Annotated in this window: 16 protein-coding genes; 15 read left to right on the top strand and 1 reads right to left on the bottom strand. The window is 63.4% G+C overall.

All coding sequences use genetic code 11. The features are described from left to right. Positions 1 to 127 precede the first annotated feature (127 nt). The 4 genes from NKH31_RS01020 to NKH31_RS01005 are packed head-to-tail and all read left to right on the top strand — an operon-like array spanning position 128 to position 4165. The gene (locus NKH31_RS01020) at positions 128 to 1234 is read left to right on the top strand and encodes a branched-chain amino acid ABC transporter permease (RefSeq protein WP_254863275.1); all 1107 of its coding nucleotides are present in this window, start codon (positions 128 to 130) and stop codon (positions 1232 to 1234) included. Continuing rightward, on the top strand, positions 1231 to 2619 hold the full coding sequence (locus NKH31_RS01015; protein ID WP_254863274.1) for a branched-chain amino acid ABC transporter permease: 1389 nt from the start codon (positions 1231 to 1233) through the stop codon (positions 2617 to 2619). Before NKH31_RS01020 ends, NKH31_RS01015 begins: the two co-directional genes overlap by 4 nt. Continuing rightward, a complete protein-coding gene (locus NKH31_RS01010) occupies positions 2612 to 3466 on the top strand; it encodes an ABC transporter ATP-binding protein (RefSeq protein WP_254863273.1) in 855 nt (284 codons plus the stop codon). Before NKH31_RS01015 ends, NKH31_RS01010 begins: the two co-directional genes overlap by 8 nt. Then, positions 3467 to 4165, top strand: a complete 699-nt coding sequence (locus NKH31_RS01005) for an ABC transporter ATP-binding protein (RefSeq protein WP_254863272.1) — start codon at positions 3467 to 3469, stop codon at positions 4163 to 4165. 124 nt (positions 4166 to 4289) lie between these two features. Here NKH31_RS01005 and NKH31_RS01000 read toward each other — a convergent pair whose 3' ends face one another. Further along, positions 4290 to 5564: an ABC transporter substrate-binding protein gene (locus NKH31_RS01000; RefSeq protein WP_254863271.1), complete on the bottom strand. Its 1275-nt coding sequence runs from the start codon at positions 5562 to 5564 to the stop codon at positions 4290 to 4292. A 214-nt stretch (positions 5565 to 5778) separates the two neighbouring features. Here NKH31_RS01000 and NKH31_RS00995 point away from each other — a divergent pair, with 214 nt between their 5' ends. From NKH31_RS00995 to NKH31_RS00945, 11 genes are all read left to right on the top strand, one after another. Further along, entirely contained in the window at positions 5779 to 7146 is a 1368-nt protein-coding gene (locus NKH31_RS00995; RefSeq protein WP_254863270.1) for a sodium-dependent transporter, read from the top strand. Positions 7147 to 7264: 118 nt separating this feature from the next. Continuing rightward, positions 7265 to 8809: an acyl-CoA carboxylase subunit beta gene (locus NKH31_RS00990; protein ID WP_254864840.1), complete on the top strand. Its 1545-nt coding sequence runs from the start codon at positions 7265 to 7267 to the stop codon at positions 8807 to 8809. Next, entirely contained in the window at positions 8809 to 9171 is a 363-nt protein-coding gene (locus NKH31_RS00985; RefSeq protein ID WP_305038424.1) for a DUF8022 family protein, read from the top strand. The genes NKH31_RS00990 and NKH31_RS00985 overlap by 1 nt, the downstream gene beginning before the upstream one ends. A 132-nt stretch (positions 9172 to 9303) precedes the next feature. After that, positions 9304 to 11130 (top strand): acetyl-CoA carboxylase biotin carboxylase subunit, encoded by a 1827-nt coding sequence (locus NKH31_RS00980; RefSeq protein WP_254863269.1) that lies wholly within the window; start codon positions 9304 to 9306, stop codon positions 11128 to 11130. A 150-nt stretch (positions 11131 to 11280) separates the two neighbouring features. Next, the gene (locus tag NKH31_RS00975; RefSeq protein WP_254863268.1) at positions 11281 to 11802 is read left to right on the top strand and encodes a DUF7342 family protein; all 522 of its coding nucleotides are present in this window, start codon (positions 11281 to 11283) and stop codon (positions 11800 to 11802) included. Further along, on the top strand, positions 11799 to 12245 hold the full coding sequence (locus NKH31_RS17845; RefSeq protein ID WP_484496864.1) for a toxin-antitoxin system TumE family protein: 447 nt from the start codon (positions 11799 to 11801) through the stop codon (positions 12243 to 12245). Before NKH31_RS00975 ends, NKH31_RS17845 begins: the two co-directional genes overlap by 4 nt. Before the next feature lie 105 nt (positions 12246 to 12350). Next, entirely contained in the window at positions 12351 to 13013 is a 663-nt protein-coding gene (gene gfcR, locus NKH31_RS00965) for a transcriptional regulator GfcR (protein WP_254863266.1), read from the top strand. Positions 13014 to 13134: 121 nt separating this feature from the next. Next, positions 13135 to 14424, top strand: coding sequence for a mandelate racemase/muconate lactonizing enzyme family protein (locus NKH31_RS00960; RefSeq protein ID WP_254863265.1), 1290 nt, complete (start codon positions 13135 to 13137; stop codon positions 14422 to 14424). A 4-nt stretch (positions 14425 to 14428) separates the two neighbouring features. After that, positions 14429 to 15091, top strand: coding sequence for a bifunctional 4-hydroxy-2-oxoglutarate aldolase/2-dehydro-3-deoxy-phosphogluconate aldolase (locus NKH31_RS00955; protein WP_254863264.1), 663 nt, complete (start codon positions 14429 to 14431; stop codon positions 15089 to 15091). Between the two features lie 50 nt (positions 15092 to 15141). Further along, entirely contained in the window at positions 15142 to 15486 is a 345-nt protein-coding gene (locus tag NKH31_RS00950; protein WP_254863263.1) for a glutaredoxin family protein, read from the top strand. 195 nt (positions 15487 to 15681) lie between these two features. Further along, entirely contained in the window at positions 15682 to 16263 is a 582-nt protein-coding gene (locus NKH31_RS00945; protein WP_254863262.1) for a DUF7110 family protein, read from the top strand. The last annotated feature ends 81 nt before the right edge of the window (positions 16264 to 16344 follow it).

The following is a 16344-nucleotide window of genomic DNA, read 5'->3' as shown; positions in this document are numbered from 1 at the left end:
AACGACGACCGGGTATCTGGGCGTATCTGACCTGCGTTCGACACGATGCCATGCCAATCACAACCGAGTCAATTCCCAACATATTGCGTGAACTATTTGACCCCCAATCACAGATATCACTATCAGTATGGCTATTGAAGGTGCGAGTCGGACTGCAACGAACTTGACGTGGGAACAACGGTTCGGGCTGTTGCTGGTTGCTGGGGTCCTCCTGATGGTGCTGGATCTGTTTCGGCGACTGGCGCTCGGTGATCTCGGATTTTCTACCTTCTCGACGTACCTCTGGCGGGGACTGGTCGACGGGCTGGTGTACGGTCTCGCCGCGGTGGGGCTGTCGATGACGTACAGCATTCTTCGATTTGCGAACTTTTCTCACGGCGATCTGATCACGACGGGAGCGTTCACGGGCTGGACGGTCGCGTGGCTGATCGGCGGTATCGGCGCGGCGGGAATCGGTTCGCGCCTCCTTCTGAACGCGGATCGGTCTACCTCCGCGCGCGAACTCGACCTCCACATCTACGGCGAACCGGTCGCGATGATCGCCGGGCTGATCGTTGCCGCAGTCGCGACAATCGCGGTCGCGCTCGTAATCGATCGGCTCGTCTATCGTCGGATGCGCAGAGCCGGGGGAATACCGCTCTTGATCGCGAGTATCGGGGTCGCCCTCGCGCTCCGGTACATCATCGTGTTCTTCTACGGCGAACGGACCCGCGGCGTCGTTCGAAGTTCGCCGATGTTCGACCACTGGACCGTGTTCTGGACGGACTCGGTCGCGGTTCACCAGGTCATCCTGGTCGTCTCGGCGCTGATCCTCATGATCGCCCTCCACACGGTGTTGCAGTATACGAAACTCGGGAAGGCGATGCGGGCGATGGCCGACAACCGCGATCTGGCGCTGATCACCGGCATCCCAACCGAGCGGGTGATCCTGGCGACGTGGGTGATCGGCGCGGGGTTGACGGGGGTCGCCGGCTATCTAATCGTCTTAGAGCAGGGAACGCTTAGCTTCAACACCGGTTGGTTCCTCCTGCTCTTGATCTTCGCCGCGGTTATCTTAGGCGGCATCGGATCGATCTACGGGGCGATCGCCGGCGGCCTGATCATCGGACTGGTCGACAACATGATGCTCGTCTGGATCTCGGGTGATCTCACGCGAGTCGCGGCGTTCATGTTGATGATCTTGATCCTGATTTATCGCCCGCAGGGGCTCTTCGGAGGTGTTGAAACCGCATGAGTGAAGACGAACCCAGAGACGAAACGAACGGAGCCGAATCGACGTCAGACGAACCGACGGGATTCAGAGACCGGTTCGCACAACTCCCCCGGTGGCAGGCCGACCTTGCGGTCATCGTCGGATCACTACTGGCCGTCTACGCGTTCATCATCGCCCTGGGGATGATCGCGGGTCTCGGGACCAGCGGCGTGATGCGAACGTTGCGGACGGTCACGTTCCTCGGTGCCTCGTACGCGCTCGTCGTGCTCGCTCTCAACCTCCACTGGGGCTATACGGGACTGTTCAACATCGGCGTCGCCGGGTTCATGGCCGTCGGAGCGTACGTGATGGCGATTGCGGTGTCGGACCCCGACCCCGGGTTCGGACCGGCTGGGCTCGGACTTCCGATGCCGGTGGCGATCGTCCTCGGCGTCGTTGCGGCTGGACTGGTTGGGCTGATCGTCGTTCTGCCGGCGCTCAGAATACGCGCAGACTACTTCGCGATCGTCACGCTCGCCTTCGCGGAAGTCATCAGATTGCTGGTCACCTCGGGCGCGCTCGCTGAATTTAGCGTTCTCGGAAGAGAGCTCGGAACGGGCGGCGGATCGGGCATCAGTTTCACCCGACTCGAGGCGTTCGTACCCGAGTGGGTCCTCTACCAGGGCGGTGATCCGAGCCAGGGAACGAACGTCCTCGGCTATCAGATCTTGACGATCACCAATTCGCTCGGGATCGGTCGGACCACGGTCGAAAACTGGATCTACACCCTGACGCTGGTGCTGCTGGTCGTCCTGATCTTCTGGCTCATGGTTCGGACCGGTAACTCTCCCTTCGGCCGCGTACTCAAGGCCATCCGCGAGGACGAACTCGCGACGAAATCGCTCGGAAAGAATACGAACCTGGTGAAAGTCAAGGTGTTCGTCCTCGGCTGTGCGATCATGGGCCTCGCCGGGATCATGTGGCAGGGTCGAAACGGCTACGTCGATCCGAACGCGTTCTTGCCGATCGTCACCTTCTACATCTTCATCGCGCTCATAATCGGTGGCTCCGGTTCCAACACCGGGAGTGTCGTCGGGGCGTTCGTCTTCGTCGGCCTGCTCTTCGAGGGACCGCCGTACGTCCAGCGGATCGTTCGCCAGAACGTGTCCCTTCCCAGTCCAAACACCGTCTACGAAGCGTTCGGTGCCGGGGATCCGCTCTACATCGTCGGCTACGTCATCGGCGAGTTACCGAACCTTCGATTCGTGCTCTTCGGCATCATCCTGATCTTACTGATGATTTACAGACCTGACGGGCTGCTCGGTCATCGAAATGAACCGGCCTCGCCGCTCGACCTTCGACGTGAACAGTCGCCGAACGCGACGATGGACGCCCGCGGAACGGCCGGAGGTGAGGGCGATGAGTGACGTCGAAGCCGGAGATACGGCCGAACGCGAGGTCGACACGCCGAGCGCCGGCGGCGAGGGTTCGACGACCGATCCAGCTGGACCGCCGCTTCGCGTGCGCGATCTCGAAAAACGGTTCGGGGGCGTCGTCGCCGTCGACGGCGTGAGTTTCGAGGTCGAACGCGGGTCGATCACCGGCCTCATCGGCCCGAACGGCGCCGGTAAGTCGACGACGTTCAACCTGATAACCGGCGTTCACTCGCCGAACGCCGGGACGGTCCTGTTCGAAGGCGCCGACATCACCGGAATGAGTCCGAACCAGATCGCCAACCGCGGTCTCGTCAGGACGTTCCAGATCGCACGCGACCTGAGCGAGATGACTGTCCTAGAGAACATGTTGCTCGCGTTCGAAGGGCAACTGGGCGAGTCGTTCCTTCGGTCCGTGGCACCGCTGACTCGACGGGGCGTCATCGAAGAAGAGCGTGAACTGCTCAATCGGGTCTGGGAGACGCTCGAACTCTTCGAGATCGACCACCTCGCCCACGAGGAGGCCGGAAATCTCTCGGGCGGCCAGCGCAAACTGCTCGAACTGTCGCGGGCGCTGCTCACCGACCCCGACATGCTCCTTCTGGACGAGCCGATGGCCGGGGTGAATCCTTCGCTCGAGGTGAAACTGCTGGATCGAATCCACGAACTGAGAGATGACGGGTACACGTTCCTGCTCGTCGAACACGACATGGACGTCATTATGGAACACTGTGAACACGTGATCGTCATGCACCAGGGACAGGTGCTCGCCGAAGGATCGCCGGCGGAGATACAGGAAAACGAACGGGTTATCGAAGCCTACCTCGGAGGTGACGTGTAGATGCTCACGATCGACTCGCTCGACGCAGGGTACGGCGATCTCCAGGTGCTATATGACATCGAACTGTCCGTCGACGACGGCGAGTACGTTACGATCGTCGGACCGAACGGAGCCGGAAAGTCGACCGTGATGAAGTCGGTCTTCGGGCTCACGTCGTACATGGGCGGCAGCATCACCTTCAACGGTGCGGAGATCAGCGGGCTTCGACCGGACGAGATCATCACCCACGGCGTCGGCTACGTTCCACAGAACGACAACGTCTTCCCGTCGTTGTCGGTTCGCGAGAACCTCGAGATGGGCGCCTACATCCTGGACGAGGTGCCGGAGGACGCGCTGGAACTGATCTTCGATCGGTTTCCCATCCTCGAAGAGCGACAGGATCAGAAGGCGGGGAGTATGAGCGGCGGTCAGCAGCAGATGGTCGCGATGGGTCGGGCGCTGATGCTCGAACCCGATCTCCTCTTGCTCGACGAACCCTCCGCCGGTCTGGCACCCGACCTGGTCGACGACATGTTCGACCGCGTCGACCTCATCAACGAGACCGGCACGGCAATCTTGATGGTCGAACAGAACGCGAAAGAGGCGCTCAGACGCTGCGATCGAGGGTACGTTCTCGTTCAGGGCCGCAACCGGTACGAGGACGACGGTGACGCCCTGCTCGCCGACGAACAGGTCAGACGCGACTTCCTCGGGGGCTAAATTTTACCGTCCGTATTCGATCGTCGGCAACGCTGTCCGTTAGTAACGTGCGAGCCTTCTGGCGGCTACGCGCGAGGGTTGACCGAAAAATGCCGCATTCGTTGCGAGTTCGAATCGTGGCCGATCAGTTCTCGAAGTCGAGCGAGTCGACGACGTTGATCTCGTAGTCGCCGAACTCGTAGATGTCGTAGGAGACGGCCGTCATGTCCCCGTTCTCGTCGAACTCGACGGGACTCGAGGCGCCCTGGTACTCGATCTCTTCGCCGTCTGCGGCCAGTTCGACCGCTTCGGCGAAGTTCGACGGGCCGACGACCTCGCCGCCGGGGTCCGTTACGGCTCTGACCTGTTGAGAGACGGCCTGGCCGTCGTTGTCTCCAGCTCGCAGGTTTGCCAGGATCTGGACCGCGCTGGCGTCGTAGGCCTGCGCGTTGAAGACGCCCGGCGAGGTCCCGTACTCGTCCTCGTATAGTTCGTTGAACGCGTCGACCTCCGGCCCGTCGGCGCCGGGCGAGGTACCGATGACGTTGTCCATCGGGTTGTCGACGTCGTCCGGCAGGCCGTCTTCGATCAGGCCGTCGGTGACCATGACAGGAATCTCGTCGAACCCTTCGTAGAAGTCTCGGAAGATCTGGATGCCGCTCACCGGGAACGCGACCAGCATCAGGAAGTCGGGGTCGTCGCCGAGAGCGCTCTCGAGTTCGGAGACGTACGAGGACTGTTCGGGCTCGAACGAGACGTCCCCGACGATTTCACCGCCCTCGTCTTCGAACGCGTTCGAAAACTCACGGTTCAACGCCTGGCCGTAGGCGTCGTTCGTGTACATCGTCGCGGCCGTCTCCCAGCCCCGGTCGTCGTAGGCCAGTTCGCCCATGACCGCACCCTGGAGGGCGTCGCTCGGGCACGTCCTGAGGATGTAGTCGCCGTCGAGGTCGGTGATCTCGGGGGCCGTACTGGCGGGCGAGATCATGACGATCTGTTCCGGAATGGCGACACTCTCTGCGACCGGGATGGTAACGTCGGACGCCGCGGCACCGGTGAACGACGGGTTCCCGGCGGCGACGATGTCCTCCGCCCGGGAGATACCCGCCTCAGAGAGCGTCTCGCTGTCCTCACGCTGGACGGTAATTTCGAAATCGCTTCCCTCGTCGTCGAGCTGAATGCTCGGCAGCTCCGCGGCGTCAGCGATCGGCGTACCCAGTTCGCCGAGGTCGCCAGTTTCCGGCTGGAGGATGCCGTGCATCACTTCGCGGTCGTCCGGGTCCGTCCCCGGGGCGTCTCCGTCGTCGGTTCCGGGATCGTCGTCTACCGGATCGTCGTCACCGAGACAGCCGGCGACCGTCGCCGCTCCTACCGCGCCGATACCTCCGAGCACCCGTCTTCGGTTGAGGTTCCGTGCCATAGCGTATCGTATAGCGGGCTATTATAAAGTATTTGTGCGATGACTTCACATAGGTCAGTACTTATTATATTTAAGAACACTTCGGGTTGACAGTGAACTTATCGGATTAACTGGTCATTTTGATAGACATGTGTGCCGAATTTTTCCGAAAATTCCGCCGTTGGGATACGTGTACGGTCTGATTACCCTTGTCGGATCCACGTGACCGTCGGGTATGGGAACCGACCGCATCGCGCGCGAGACGTGGGCGACGCGGATGGGATTCGTTCTGGCGGCCGTCGGAAGCGCCGTCGGGCTGGGTAACGTCTGGCGATTTCCGTTCCAGGTGGGAGAGGAAGGCGGTGCCGCGTTTTTACTCCTGTACCTCGGTTTCATCCTTCTGATCGGCGTCCCCGCGATGCTCGTCGAGTTCACGATCGGCCGTCAGACCGAGCGGAGCCCGGTCGGCGCGCTCAGGGAGTTCGGCGGCGGCGCATGGCGGTTCGTCGGCGGGCTGTTCATCCTGATCGGGTTTCTCATCCTCTCGTACTACAGCGTCGTCGCGGGGTGGGTGGTCAGATACTTCGTCGGCAGCGTCACCGGGGGCTACACGGACGATCCGGAGACGTACTTCCTCGACATCGCGACGGGTCTCGACGCCGTGTTGTTCCACGCGATTTTCATGGCCGCGACGATCGCCATCGTCGCCCTCGGCGTGCGTCGAGGGATCGAGTACGCGGTCAAGCTGATGGTGCCGTCGATCATCGTCATCATGATCGGTCTCGCCGTCTACGCGGGGACGCTCGGTGGAGCGACCGAGGGGTACACGTACTATCTCTCGCCGGATCTGGACGTGCTCGCGGACGACTGGCGGTCTATCGTCCCCGCGGCGGCGGGTCAGGCGTTTTTCACACTCTCGCTCGGAATGGGCGTGATGATCACCTACGCCTCCTACCTCGGTGAGGATCGCAACCTCGCGGAGGACTCAGGAATCATCGTCGGGTTCGACACGGCTATCGCCGTCCTGACCGGACTCATCGTCTTTCCGATCCTCTTTGCGGCCGGAATCGGCGCGGCCGAACCCGGGCCGGGGGCGATCTTCGTCGCGCTCGCGGGCGCGTTCGCCGACGTCCAGTACGGGACGCTCATCGGAATCTTCTTTTTCGCGATGTTCGCGATCGCGGCCCTTTCGTCCGCGATCAGTCTGATGGAGGTCGTCGTCTCGTTCGTGATCGACGAGTACGGGGCGACTCGCGCCCGCGCCGCCACCATCATCGGTGGGGGCATGTTCCTCCTGGGCGTCCCCGTCGCGCTCTTTTCCCACGAGGACGAACCGATCATGGTCGACCTCTACGACATCTTCGCCGCGGAGATTCTGCTCGTCACCGGCGGCATCTTGCTCATGATACTCGTCGCCTGGATCGGCGCCGACCGGGCTGTCGCCGAACTAGAGCGGGGGATCGGCGACCTCGGCGCGTGGGCGCGGGTGTGGATCTGGGTCGTTCGCGTGCCCGTCATCCTCGTCCTGCTCATCTCGCTCGCCCTCGCACTCACCGGCTACTACGACTTTTTGACCGGAGATTTCGCCGAATTCCTCGAATAACGCGGGCTTCCGGCCCTGACGACGATCTGACCGGATCGGTTGCGCCTTCAGAACGTTTTTTGTCGGGCTGGTCCTTCGACCCGACAATGACCGGCGCTCGGAGGATCGACCCATGACGATGGAAGAGCGTATCGAGGAACTCGAGGCGCTCCGGGAGGAGGCGCTGCTCGGCGGCGGCGAGCGGCGGATCGAACGCCAGCACGAGAAAGGAAAGATGACCGCCCGCGAGCGCATCGAGTACTTCCTCGACGACGAGACGTTCACCGAATTCGACCAGCTTCGCACCCACGCGGAGACGAACTTCGGGATGGACGAGATGAAGATCAAAGGCGACGGCGTCGTGACGGGCTACGGCGAGGTCGACGGGCGAACCGTCTTCGTCTTTGCTCACGACTTTACCGTCTTCGGCGGCTCGCTCGGCGAGGTCTTCGCCGAAAAGGTCTGTAAGGTGATGGACATGGCGATGGACGTCGGCGCGCCCGTCATCGGACTCAACGACTCCGCCGGCGCTCGCATTCAGGAGGGCGTCAAGAGTCTGGCGGGTTACACCGAAATTTTCCGACGCAATCAGGAAGCAAGCGGCGTCATCCCACAGATCTCGGCCACGATGGGTCCGTGTGCCGGCGGTGCCGTCTACTCGCCGGCGATTACGGACTTCATCTTCATGGTGAAAGACACGAGTCACATGTACATCACCGGTCCCGGCGTGACGAAGACCGTCACCGGCGAGGACGTCACCCACGAGGAACTCGGCGGGGCGATGACGCACGCCGGCGAAACCGGGGTCGCCCAGTTCGCCTGCGAGTCCGAAGAGGGAGCGCTCGACGACATCCGACGGCTGCTCTCGTATCTCCCACAGAACAACGTCGAGGATCCGCCACGCGTCGAGCCGTGGGACGACCCGGACCGCCGGGACGACGCGCTCGAATCGATCGTCCCCGACAATCCGCAAAAGCCCTACGACATGACGAGCGTCATCGAGACGGTCGTCGACGAGGGGTCGTTCTTCGAGGTGGCTGAGAACTACGCCCAGAACATCGTCGTCGGATTCGGGCGACTCGACGGCCGATCCGTCGGCCTCGTGGCCAACCAGCCGCGGGTCAACGCTGGAACGCTCACCGTCGACGCCTCGATGAAGGCCTCGCGATTCGTCCGTTTCTGTGACTCGTTCAACATCCCGATCGTGACATTCGTCGACGTCCCCGGTTACATGCCCGGTACCGACCAGGAACACCGCGGAATAATTCGCCACGGAGCGAAATTGCTCTACGCGTTTTCCGAAGCAACGGTGCCGCTACTTACCGTCATCACCCGGAAGGCCTACGGCGGCGCCTACTGCGTGATGGCCTCGAAGAACCTCGGCGCGGACGTCAACTACGCCTGGCCGACGGCCGAAATCGCTGTTATGGGACCGAAGGGTGCCGTCAACATCCTCTACCGTGAGGAACTCGCCGACGCCGACGATCCCGACGCGCTTCGCGAACAACTCATCGAGGAGTATCGCGAGGAGTTCGCGAATCCGTACACGGCGACGGACAAGGGCTTTCTCGACGACGTCATCCGACCCACGGAAACCCGCCCACGGCTGATCCGCGACCTCGAAATGCTCGAATCCAAGCGCGAGCAAAATCCCCAGAAGAAACACGGCAACATCCCGCTCTGATGAGTCGAAACGCCCACTCCGATCGATCGTCGGTCGACGACACGGACGACGAGTCGACCGTCGAACCCACCGATACGACTCCCGACGCTGACGGCGTCGATGGACTCCTGCCGGCCGACGTTTCACTCTCGATCCCGCCGTCGGCGACTCCCGAGGAGACCGCGGCGATCGCGGCCGTCATCGGTGCGCACCTGCGCGACCGGGAACTCGCGGCCTCCCGGGCGGACGAGACGGACTCCTGGGACGAACGGCGGTGGGCGTTCGCCGGCCGCCTCGACGCCATAACGGGACGCGCTAGTCGCGTACCGACGGCCGCCCCCCGGGATCCGTGGGCCGCGTCGGGCCGAATCGATCGATTCTGAACGACGATCGATTCGATCGAACCGCTCGATGTTCGGTTGAAATCGTCCGAGCGGAACCCTGCGTGACAGTTCGTCCTCTCCGAGTCGTTTGCGAAACAATAAGGTACGGCCCTTCCGACCGTTCAAACAGGAATGTTCGAGAAGGTACTGGTGGCGAACCGCGGCGAAATCGCGGTCAGGGTCATGCGGGCCTGTGAGGAACTGGGCGTCGAGACGGTCGCGGTCTACTCCGAGGCGGACAAAAACGGCGGACACGTCCGCTACGCCGACGAAGCGTACAACGTCGGCCCCGCGCGTGCGGCCGACTCCTACCTCGATCACGAGGCCGTTATCGACGCCGCCCAGAAGGCCGGCGCCGACGCGATCCACCCCGGTTACGGGTTCCTCGCGGAGAACGCCGAGTTCGCGCGGAAAGTGGAGAACGAAGAAACTCTCACCTGGGTGGGGCCGTCGAGCGACGCCATGGAGGCGCTCGGCGAGAAGACGAAGGCGCGGACGATCATGAACGACGCGGACGTGCCGATCGTCCCCGGGACGACGGATCCAGTCGAGGAGGTCGAGGAAGTCGAGACCTTCGGCGACGAACACGGCTACCCCGTGGCGATCAAGGCCGAAGGCGGTGGCGGCGGTCGCGGGATGAAGGTCGTCGAGAGCGCCGACGACGCGGCCGACGAACTCGAGAGCGCAAAGCGCGAAGGTGAGGCGTACTTCGGTAACGACTCCGTCTACCTGGAGCGCTACCTCGAGAATCCCCGTCACATCGAGGTTCAGATCGTCGCCGACCACCACGGCAACGTCCGCCACCTGGGCGAGCGCGACTGCTCGCTCCAGCGCCGTCACCAGAAGGTCGTCGAGGAGGGCCCGTCGCCGGCACTCTCCGACGAACTCCGCGAGAAGATCGGCGAGGCGGCTCGCCGCGGCGTCGCGGCGGCCGACTACACGAACGCCGGCACCGTCGAGTTTCTCGTCGAGGAGGACGTCGACCGCGACGGCCTCCTGGGGCCGGACGCGAACTTCTACTTCCTCGAGGTCAACACGCGGATTCAGGTCGAACACTGCGTCACCGAGGAGATCACGGGCATCGACATCCTGAAGTGGCAGCTACGGGTCGCCGCGGGCGAGGAACTCGACTTCGCACAGGACGACGTCGAGATCGACGGCCACGCCATCGAGTTCCGCATCAACGCTGAGAACGCCGCCAAGGACTTCCAGCCGGCCACAGGCGGCGTCCTCACGACCTACGATCCACCGGGTGGCGTGGGCGTTCGCGTCGACGACGCGATGCGACAGGGCGACGAGCTGGTCACCGATTACGACTCGATGATCGCGAAGCTCATCGTCTGGGGCGCAGATCGCGAGGAGTGTCTCGCCCGCTCAAAGCGCGCGCTCGCGGAGTACGAGATCGAGGGCGTGACGACCATCGTTCCGTTCCACCGGTTGACCTGTACGGACGATCGGTTCGTCGCGGGGACGCACACGACAAAGTACCTCGACGAAGAACTCGATCCCGAGCGCCTTTCTGACGCACAGGAACGCTGGGGCCCGGCCGAACCCAGCGCCTCGGCCGACGACGTTCAGGTCGTCGAACGCGAGTTCACGGTCGAGGTCAACGGCAAGCGCTTCGAAGTCGACCTCGAAGAGCGCGGCGCCGCACCGCTTTCGAACGGTGGTGGCGGCTCGCCGCCCCAGCGTCCCCAGACGGGGAGCAGCGACGACGGCGGGTCCGAGGCGGCGGTTTCCGGAGACGGCGAGTCCGTCTCCGCGGAGATGCAGGGGACGGTCCTCTCCGTCGAGGTCGCCGAGGGCGACGACGTGGCCGCCGGAGATGTCGTCGTCGTGCTCGAAGCGATGAAGATGGAAAACGACATCGTGGCCGCGCGCGGCGGGACCGTGAGCCAGGTCGCGGTCGCAGAGGGCGACAGCGTCGACATGGGCGATACGCTGGTCGTCCTGGAGTAGTCAGGGTCGACGACGTTGGACTCCTTTTCGGGTAGTCGGCTACGCTCCGTGTGTCACCTGATCGATCGACCGTCGCAGCGAGTCGACATGTGCGTGATCGGCCCATCGATCACCAGTACATATATTTCGCAGTCGCTCGTATTTGTTCGCATGAACGCACCGACGGACGAGGGTGGCCCGCCTGAGACGGACTTTTCATCAGATCTGTCTACCCGCCTGGCTGACGCCCCGACGGACGAACGCGTCTATCGGGTCGCGCTCGAACTCGTCGAACCGACGCGAGTCTCGGCGATCGCCGAGCGAGCCGACTGTTCGAAAAACGCCGCCCGCCGCCATCTCGATCGGCTGGTCGAGATCGGCGTTCTCACCAGGGTGATACCCGATCCGGCGGCCTACCGGCGAAACGAATCGTACTTCGAGTGGCGACGACTGGATCGACTGGCGAATCTGCCGAAAGAGGAGTTCGCCGGTCGACTCGATGACCTGCTTTCCGAGGAGGCGGCTTACCGGGAGGAGTACGATGGTGTTGACCCCGGCGAGATCGACCCGCTCGAGTACGACGATCCGGAGAATATCTGGCAGGACCTGAACAACTGGGAGGCGATCAGGGCGGAGATACGTGACCTGCGCCGTGCCCGAGAATACCGATCGGCCGAGGAAGGAATCGCGTGACCGTGGCGGGCAGGAGGACGAAGCGCAATCCGAATCGAGCGGTGCTGCGCGAGATCGCGTCGGTTCTCGGCGACGAACGGTGGATCTCAGGTGTTTCCGTATTCCCATCCACTCACCCGGACTCTGTGGTCTGTACCCTGAATGCACAGTATTACCCGCGTCAGTTCGTCTCGGAAACGTCAGTCGAGATCCAGGCGTACACGAACGGCGATTTCCACGTGACGTACGTCGAAACTCACCACGAAACAGAGTGGATGGCCCGTTGGGATCGACACGACAGTGCGGACTACACTCGAGAACACTTTCACGCGCCACCGGCGGCTCATCACGAAGATGGTGAAGACAGATCCTACCCCGTCTCGCTTTTCGACGTCCTCTCTCGAGAAATTGTTCCGTGGATTTACGAGCGGATGGGTGCCGTCTGGGAGGAATTCGATCGGTGACGCCTGGAGTCTTCCAGTCGTTGATATGCGTGCACGATCGACGCTAGCACGGATCGATGCCGGGACCATGGTAGCCCTTTTAGTGTCCGCGTGGTAGCCCGGGCCATGAAGAACGTCGACGACCTCATCGAAGGTGCGGCTGCGCTCGCCGAGCAGGGATTGTCGCGCGGAGAGATCGCGGACGAACTCAACGTCTCGCGCGAGACGGCGAGCTGGCTCGTCGAGCGAAGCGACGCCGCTGACGACGACTCGACGGCCCGAGCCACAGACGACGGCACAACGCCCGACATCCACGTCGACTGGTCGGCGATCGGTCGCGACTCGCGCCGGATGGACGCGATGGCGATCGCGATGGCGGATCTCCTGGAAAAACACGGCGAGGACGTCGATCTGACCGTCGGTATCGAGAAGGCGGGCGGCCCCATCGCCGCCCTGGTCGCCCGCGAACTCGAAACCGACCTGGCGACCTACACGCCGGCGAAACACCAGTGGGACGAAGGCGACATCGAGGAACTGGCCGGAACGTTCAGCCACAACTTCGCCGAGATACGCGACCGGGAGTGCTACGTGGTCGACGATACGATTACGAGCGGCACGACGATGGCCGAGACGATCGACGCGATCCGCGACGACGGCGGGAAACCGCTCGCCTGCGTGGTGCTCGCGGACAAGCGCGGGGTCGACGAACTCGACGGCGTTCCCGTCTACTCGCTGCTTCAAGTGATCAGCGTCGGTCCGGGAAACGACGACCGATCGTCTGCGGAGTAAGTCAACGCCGGCGGCTCGTGATGACTGATCTGGCCACGTTTCGAAGCGGGACGGTCAGTGCGGCGTACCGGTCACTCGCCGTGAAACAAGGGCTACAATCGTCCGGGTGATTGTGACGGGCATGGGGATCGATTATCGCGGGCTTCGCGATCCGAACGCCGAGTACACGATGCGCGATCTTGCGGCCGAATCGATGGGCGTCACGGCCGACCGTGGCGGCGGCCGCGACGTCGAGATCACGGACGTCCAGACCACGATGGTCGACGGCAACTTTCCGTGGACGCTCGTGCGCGTCTACACCGACGCCGGCATCGTCGGCACGGGCGAGGCCTACTGGGGCGCCGGCGCGCCCGAGTTAATCGAGCGAATGGCGCCGTTTCTCGTCGGCGAGAACCCGCTCGACATCGATCGTCTGACCGAGCACCTTATCCAGCGGATGTCGGGTGAGGGGTCCATCGGCGGCGTCACCGTCACGGCCATCTCGGGGATCGAGATCGCCCTGCACGATATAACCGGGAAGATTCTCGAGGTGCCGGCCTACCAGCTGCTCGGCGGGAAGTACCGCGACGCGGTGCGCGTCTACTGTGACTGTCACACCGAAACTGAGGGTGGGGCGGGGCCACCGGACGGAAAACCCACTGGTGAGGACCCGCCGGCGGCCGATCCGATCGCCGTCGCCGAGGAGGCCGAACGCGTCGTCTCCGACCTCGGGTACGACGCGCTGAAGTTCGATCTCGACGTTCCGTCGGGCCACGAGAAGGATCGGGCAAATCGCCACCTCCGTAACGCGGAGATCGCCCACAAGAAGGCCATCGTCGAGGCCGTGACCGAGGCGGTCGGCCACCGCGCTGACGTCGCCTTCGACTGTCACTGGTCGTTTTCCGGCGACAGCGCGAAACGATTGGCCAGGGCACTCGAGCAGTACGACGTCTGGTGGCTCGAAGATCCCGTCCCGCCGGAGAATCACGACGTCCAGCGCGAGGTAACGCGATCGACGAGCACGCCGATCGCCGCCGGGGAGAACGTCTACCGAACCCACGGTCAGCGGCGGCTACTGGAAGAAGGCGCCGTCGACATCGTCGCGCCCGACCTGCCGAAAGTCGGGGGCATGCGCGAGACGGTCAAAATCGCCGATCTGGCCGACCTCTACTACGTCCCCGTGGCGATGCACAACGTCTCCTCGCCCGTTGCGACCGTCGCGAGCGTCCACGTCGGGGCGGCGATATCGAACGCGCTCGCCGTCGAGTTTCACTCCTACGAACTCGACTGGTGGGACGACCTCGTCTCCGAGACGGTCATCGAGGAGGGCTACATCGAGGTGCCCGAGCAGCCGGGACTCGGGGTGACGCTCGATATGGACGCCGTGGAGGCGCACATGGTCGAAGGCGAGGAACTGTTCGACGAGGTGTGACCCGATGATTCGATCACCCTCTTCGCCGGACCCGCTCGATCGGATCGCCGACGACGGCGTCGTGGCCGTCCTCCGCGGTGTCGACGAATCGACGGTCCTCCCCGTCGCCGAGGCGCTCGTCGACGGCGGCGTCTCCGGCATCGAGATCACCGCGGACGATCCGGGCGCCGCGGCGAAGATCGCGACGCTTCGCGCGGAGCTAGCCGAGACGGACGCCGTCGTCGGGGCCGGAACCGTTCTCGACGCGGAGTCAGCGGCCGTCGTGATCGACGCCGGCGCAACGTTCGTCGTCACGCCTCACGCGGCGCTCGATGTCGTCCGTGCCTGCAACCGTCGGGACGTCGCCTCGCTGTGTGGCGTTCTCACGCCGACCGAGGCCGTCTCCGCGATCGAGGCGGGCGCCGACGCGCTCAAAGTGTTCCCGGCCGGAAGCGTCGGCCCCGCCCACCTCTCGGCGCTGTCTGGCCCGTTCGGCGACGTCTCGTTGATCCCGACCGGCGGAGTGACGCTCCAGAACGTCGGTGACTACGTCGACGCGGGAGCGGTGGCGGTCGGCGTCGGCGGCGATCTGGTCGACCGCGAGGCGATCGAATCGGGCGATTTCGACTCGATCGAACGTCGCGCCGCGAAGTTCGTCGAGGAGATCGAGGCCGCGCGGTCGGAGTAACGGTTCGCCGATGGCGCAAGGCATATCCGGCGACCGCCTGTACCCTGCGTATGGACTTCCCACCGAACCAAGGGCTCGATCAGGAGGAAGTGACCGAGCAGGTAGAGACCGCGATCGAGGAGAACGATGTCGTCCTCTTCATGAAGGGGACCGCGCTGATGCCCCAGTGTGGCTACTCCCGGAAGGCGCTCGGCCTCCTCTCTCAGCACCGAGACGACGTCGAGACGGTCGACGTGCTCGAATCGCTCCCAGAGTACCGGCAGGCGCTGTCGGCTCACAGCGGCTGGGAGACGATCCCGCAGACGTACGTCGACGGCGAGTTCGTCGGCGGCAGCGACATTCTAGAGGAACTCCACGAGCGCGGCGAACTGGCGGAGACCGTCGGCGCGCAGTGAGACCCGGTGTCGGCCGTCTGTATTTCTCCGACTCGATTCGCGCAGATAATTTTGTGACTCATCCGTACTTCATTCGATCAAGGTGGCATTCGGTTTTAGATTCATGCGCGAATCTGGCTCCGGTATCGAACAGCAGTTCATATAAGCGCCGGTCTCGTATATGGAGACAAGCGACTAGCCCACGTACCCTTACCCATGTCAACTGAGGAATCCAGCCACGTGTATCGATTGCACTCGACGCTCGAACTGCCACTCGAGGACCTTCACGATCACCTCGACGAAGCGACCTATCCCGACGGCATCACAGACGTCGAACTCACCCGGCGAAACAACACGCTCATCCTCAAAGCCGACGCCGAAGACGAGAGCGTGAGCAAGTACACCCCGTCGGCCCAGCTAAAAGCCAGCGTTACCGAAAACCGCGTCTACGAGGAGGACCCGGACGAACACCGCAACGCCTTCCGCTGGGAGGACGACGAGGAAGAGGAGATCGAGTCCGAACTCGTCGAGTACGCCGCGTTCAAGGGCGACCGCGAGACCGTCCTCCAGAATTCGTTGTTGCAGTACGAGATGTTTCTCGTCCTCTGTGACATCGCCGAGCAGTCGGAGAAAGGCACGCTGACGGCGATCACCGACAACGGGGGCGAACTCGAAGCCACCCGGATCGTCGACGGCGAGGTCCGTCCGGCCGACGTCGAGGTCGTCGAGGGCCCGCGAGATTCGACGGGGTCGACGAGCGGCGTCAACTGGCGCGATAACAAGTTCATCAGCGACTGAGGCTGAAATTTCTATTGACGAACCGCGCCGTTGTCGAGCGGGGCGGTCGTTTTCGGTTTTCAGAACGGATAGACCGTCGTT

This window comes from Halovivax gelatinilyticus (assembly GCF_024300625.1).
Classification (GTDB): Archaea; Halobacteriota; Halobacteria; order Halobacteriales; family Natrialbaceae; genus Halovivax; species Halovivax gelatinilyticus.
This window is presented reverse-complemented; position numbering and strand designations above follow the sequence as displayed.

Coding starts and splice junctions, on each gene's coding strand:
- NKH31_RS01020 (WP_254863275.1), top strand. CDS start 128: ATGGCTATTGAAGGTGCGAGTCGGACTGCAACGAACTTGACGTGGGAA.
- NKH31_RS01015 (WP_254863274.1), top strand. CDS start 1,231: ATGAGTGAAGACGAACCCAGAGACGAAACGAACGGAGCCGAATCGACG.
- NKH31_RS01010 (WP_254863273.1), top strand. CDS start 2,612: ATGAGTGACGTCGAAGCCGGAGATACGGCCGAACGCGAGGTCGACACG.
- NKH31_RS01005 (WP_254863272.1), top strand. CDS start 3,467: ATGCTCACGATCGACTCGCTCGACGCAGGGTACGGCGATCTCCAGGTG.
- NKH31_RS01000 (WP_254863271.1), bottom strand. CDS start 5,564: ATGGCACGGAACCTCAACCGAAGACGGGTGCTCGGAGGTATCGGCGCG.
- NKH31_RS00995 (WP_254863270.1), top strand. CDS start 5,779: ATGGGAACCGACCGCATCGCGCGCGAGACGTGGGCGACGCGGATGGGA.
- NKH31_RS00990 (WP_254864840.1), top strand. CDS start 7,265: ATGGAAGAGCGTATCGAGGAACTCGAGGCGCTCCGGGAGGAGGCGCTG.
- NKH31_RS00985 (WP_305038424.1), top strand. CDS start 8,809: ATGAGTCGAAACGCCCACTCCGATCGATCGTCGGTCGACGACACGGAC.
- NKH31_RS00980 (WP_254863269.1), top strand. CDS start 9,304: ATGTTCGAGAAGGTACTGGTGGCGAACCGCGGCGAAATCGCGGTCAGG.
- NKH31_RS00975 (WP_254863268.1), top strand. CDS start 11,281: ATGAACGCACCGACGGACGAGGGTGGCCCGCCTGAGACGGACTTTTCA.
- gfcR (WP_254863266.1), top strand. CDS start 12,351: ATGAAGAACGTCGACGACCTCATCGAAGGTGCGGCTGCGCTCGCCGAG.
- NKH31_RS00960 (WP_254863265.1), top strand. CDS start 13,135: ATGGGGATCGATTATCGCGGGCTTCGCGATCCGAACGCCGAGTACACG.
- NKH31_RS00955 (WP_254863264.1), top strand. CDS start 14,429: ATGATTCGATCACCCTCTTCGCCGGACCCGCTCGATCGGATCGCCGAC.
- NKH31_RS00950 (WP_254863263.1), top strand. CDS start 15,142: ATGGACTTCCCACCGAACCAAGGGCTCGATCAGGAGGAAGTGACCGAG.
- NKH31_RS00945 (WP_254863262.1), top strand. CDS start 15,682: ATGTCAACTGAGGAATCCAGCCACGTGTATCGATTGCACTCGACGCTC.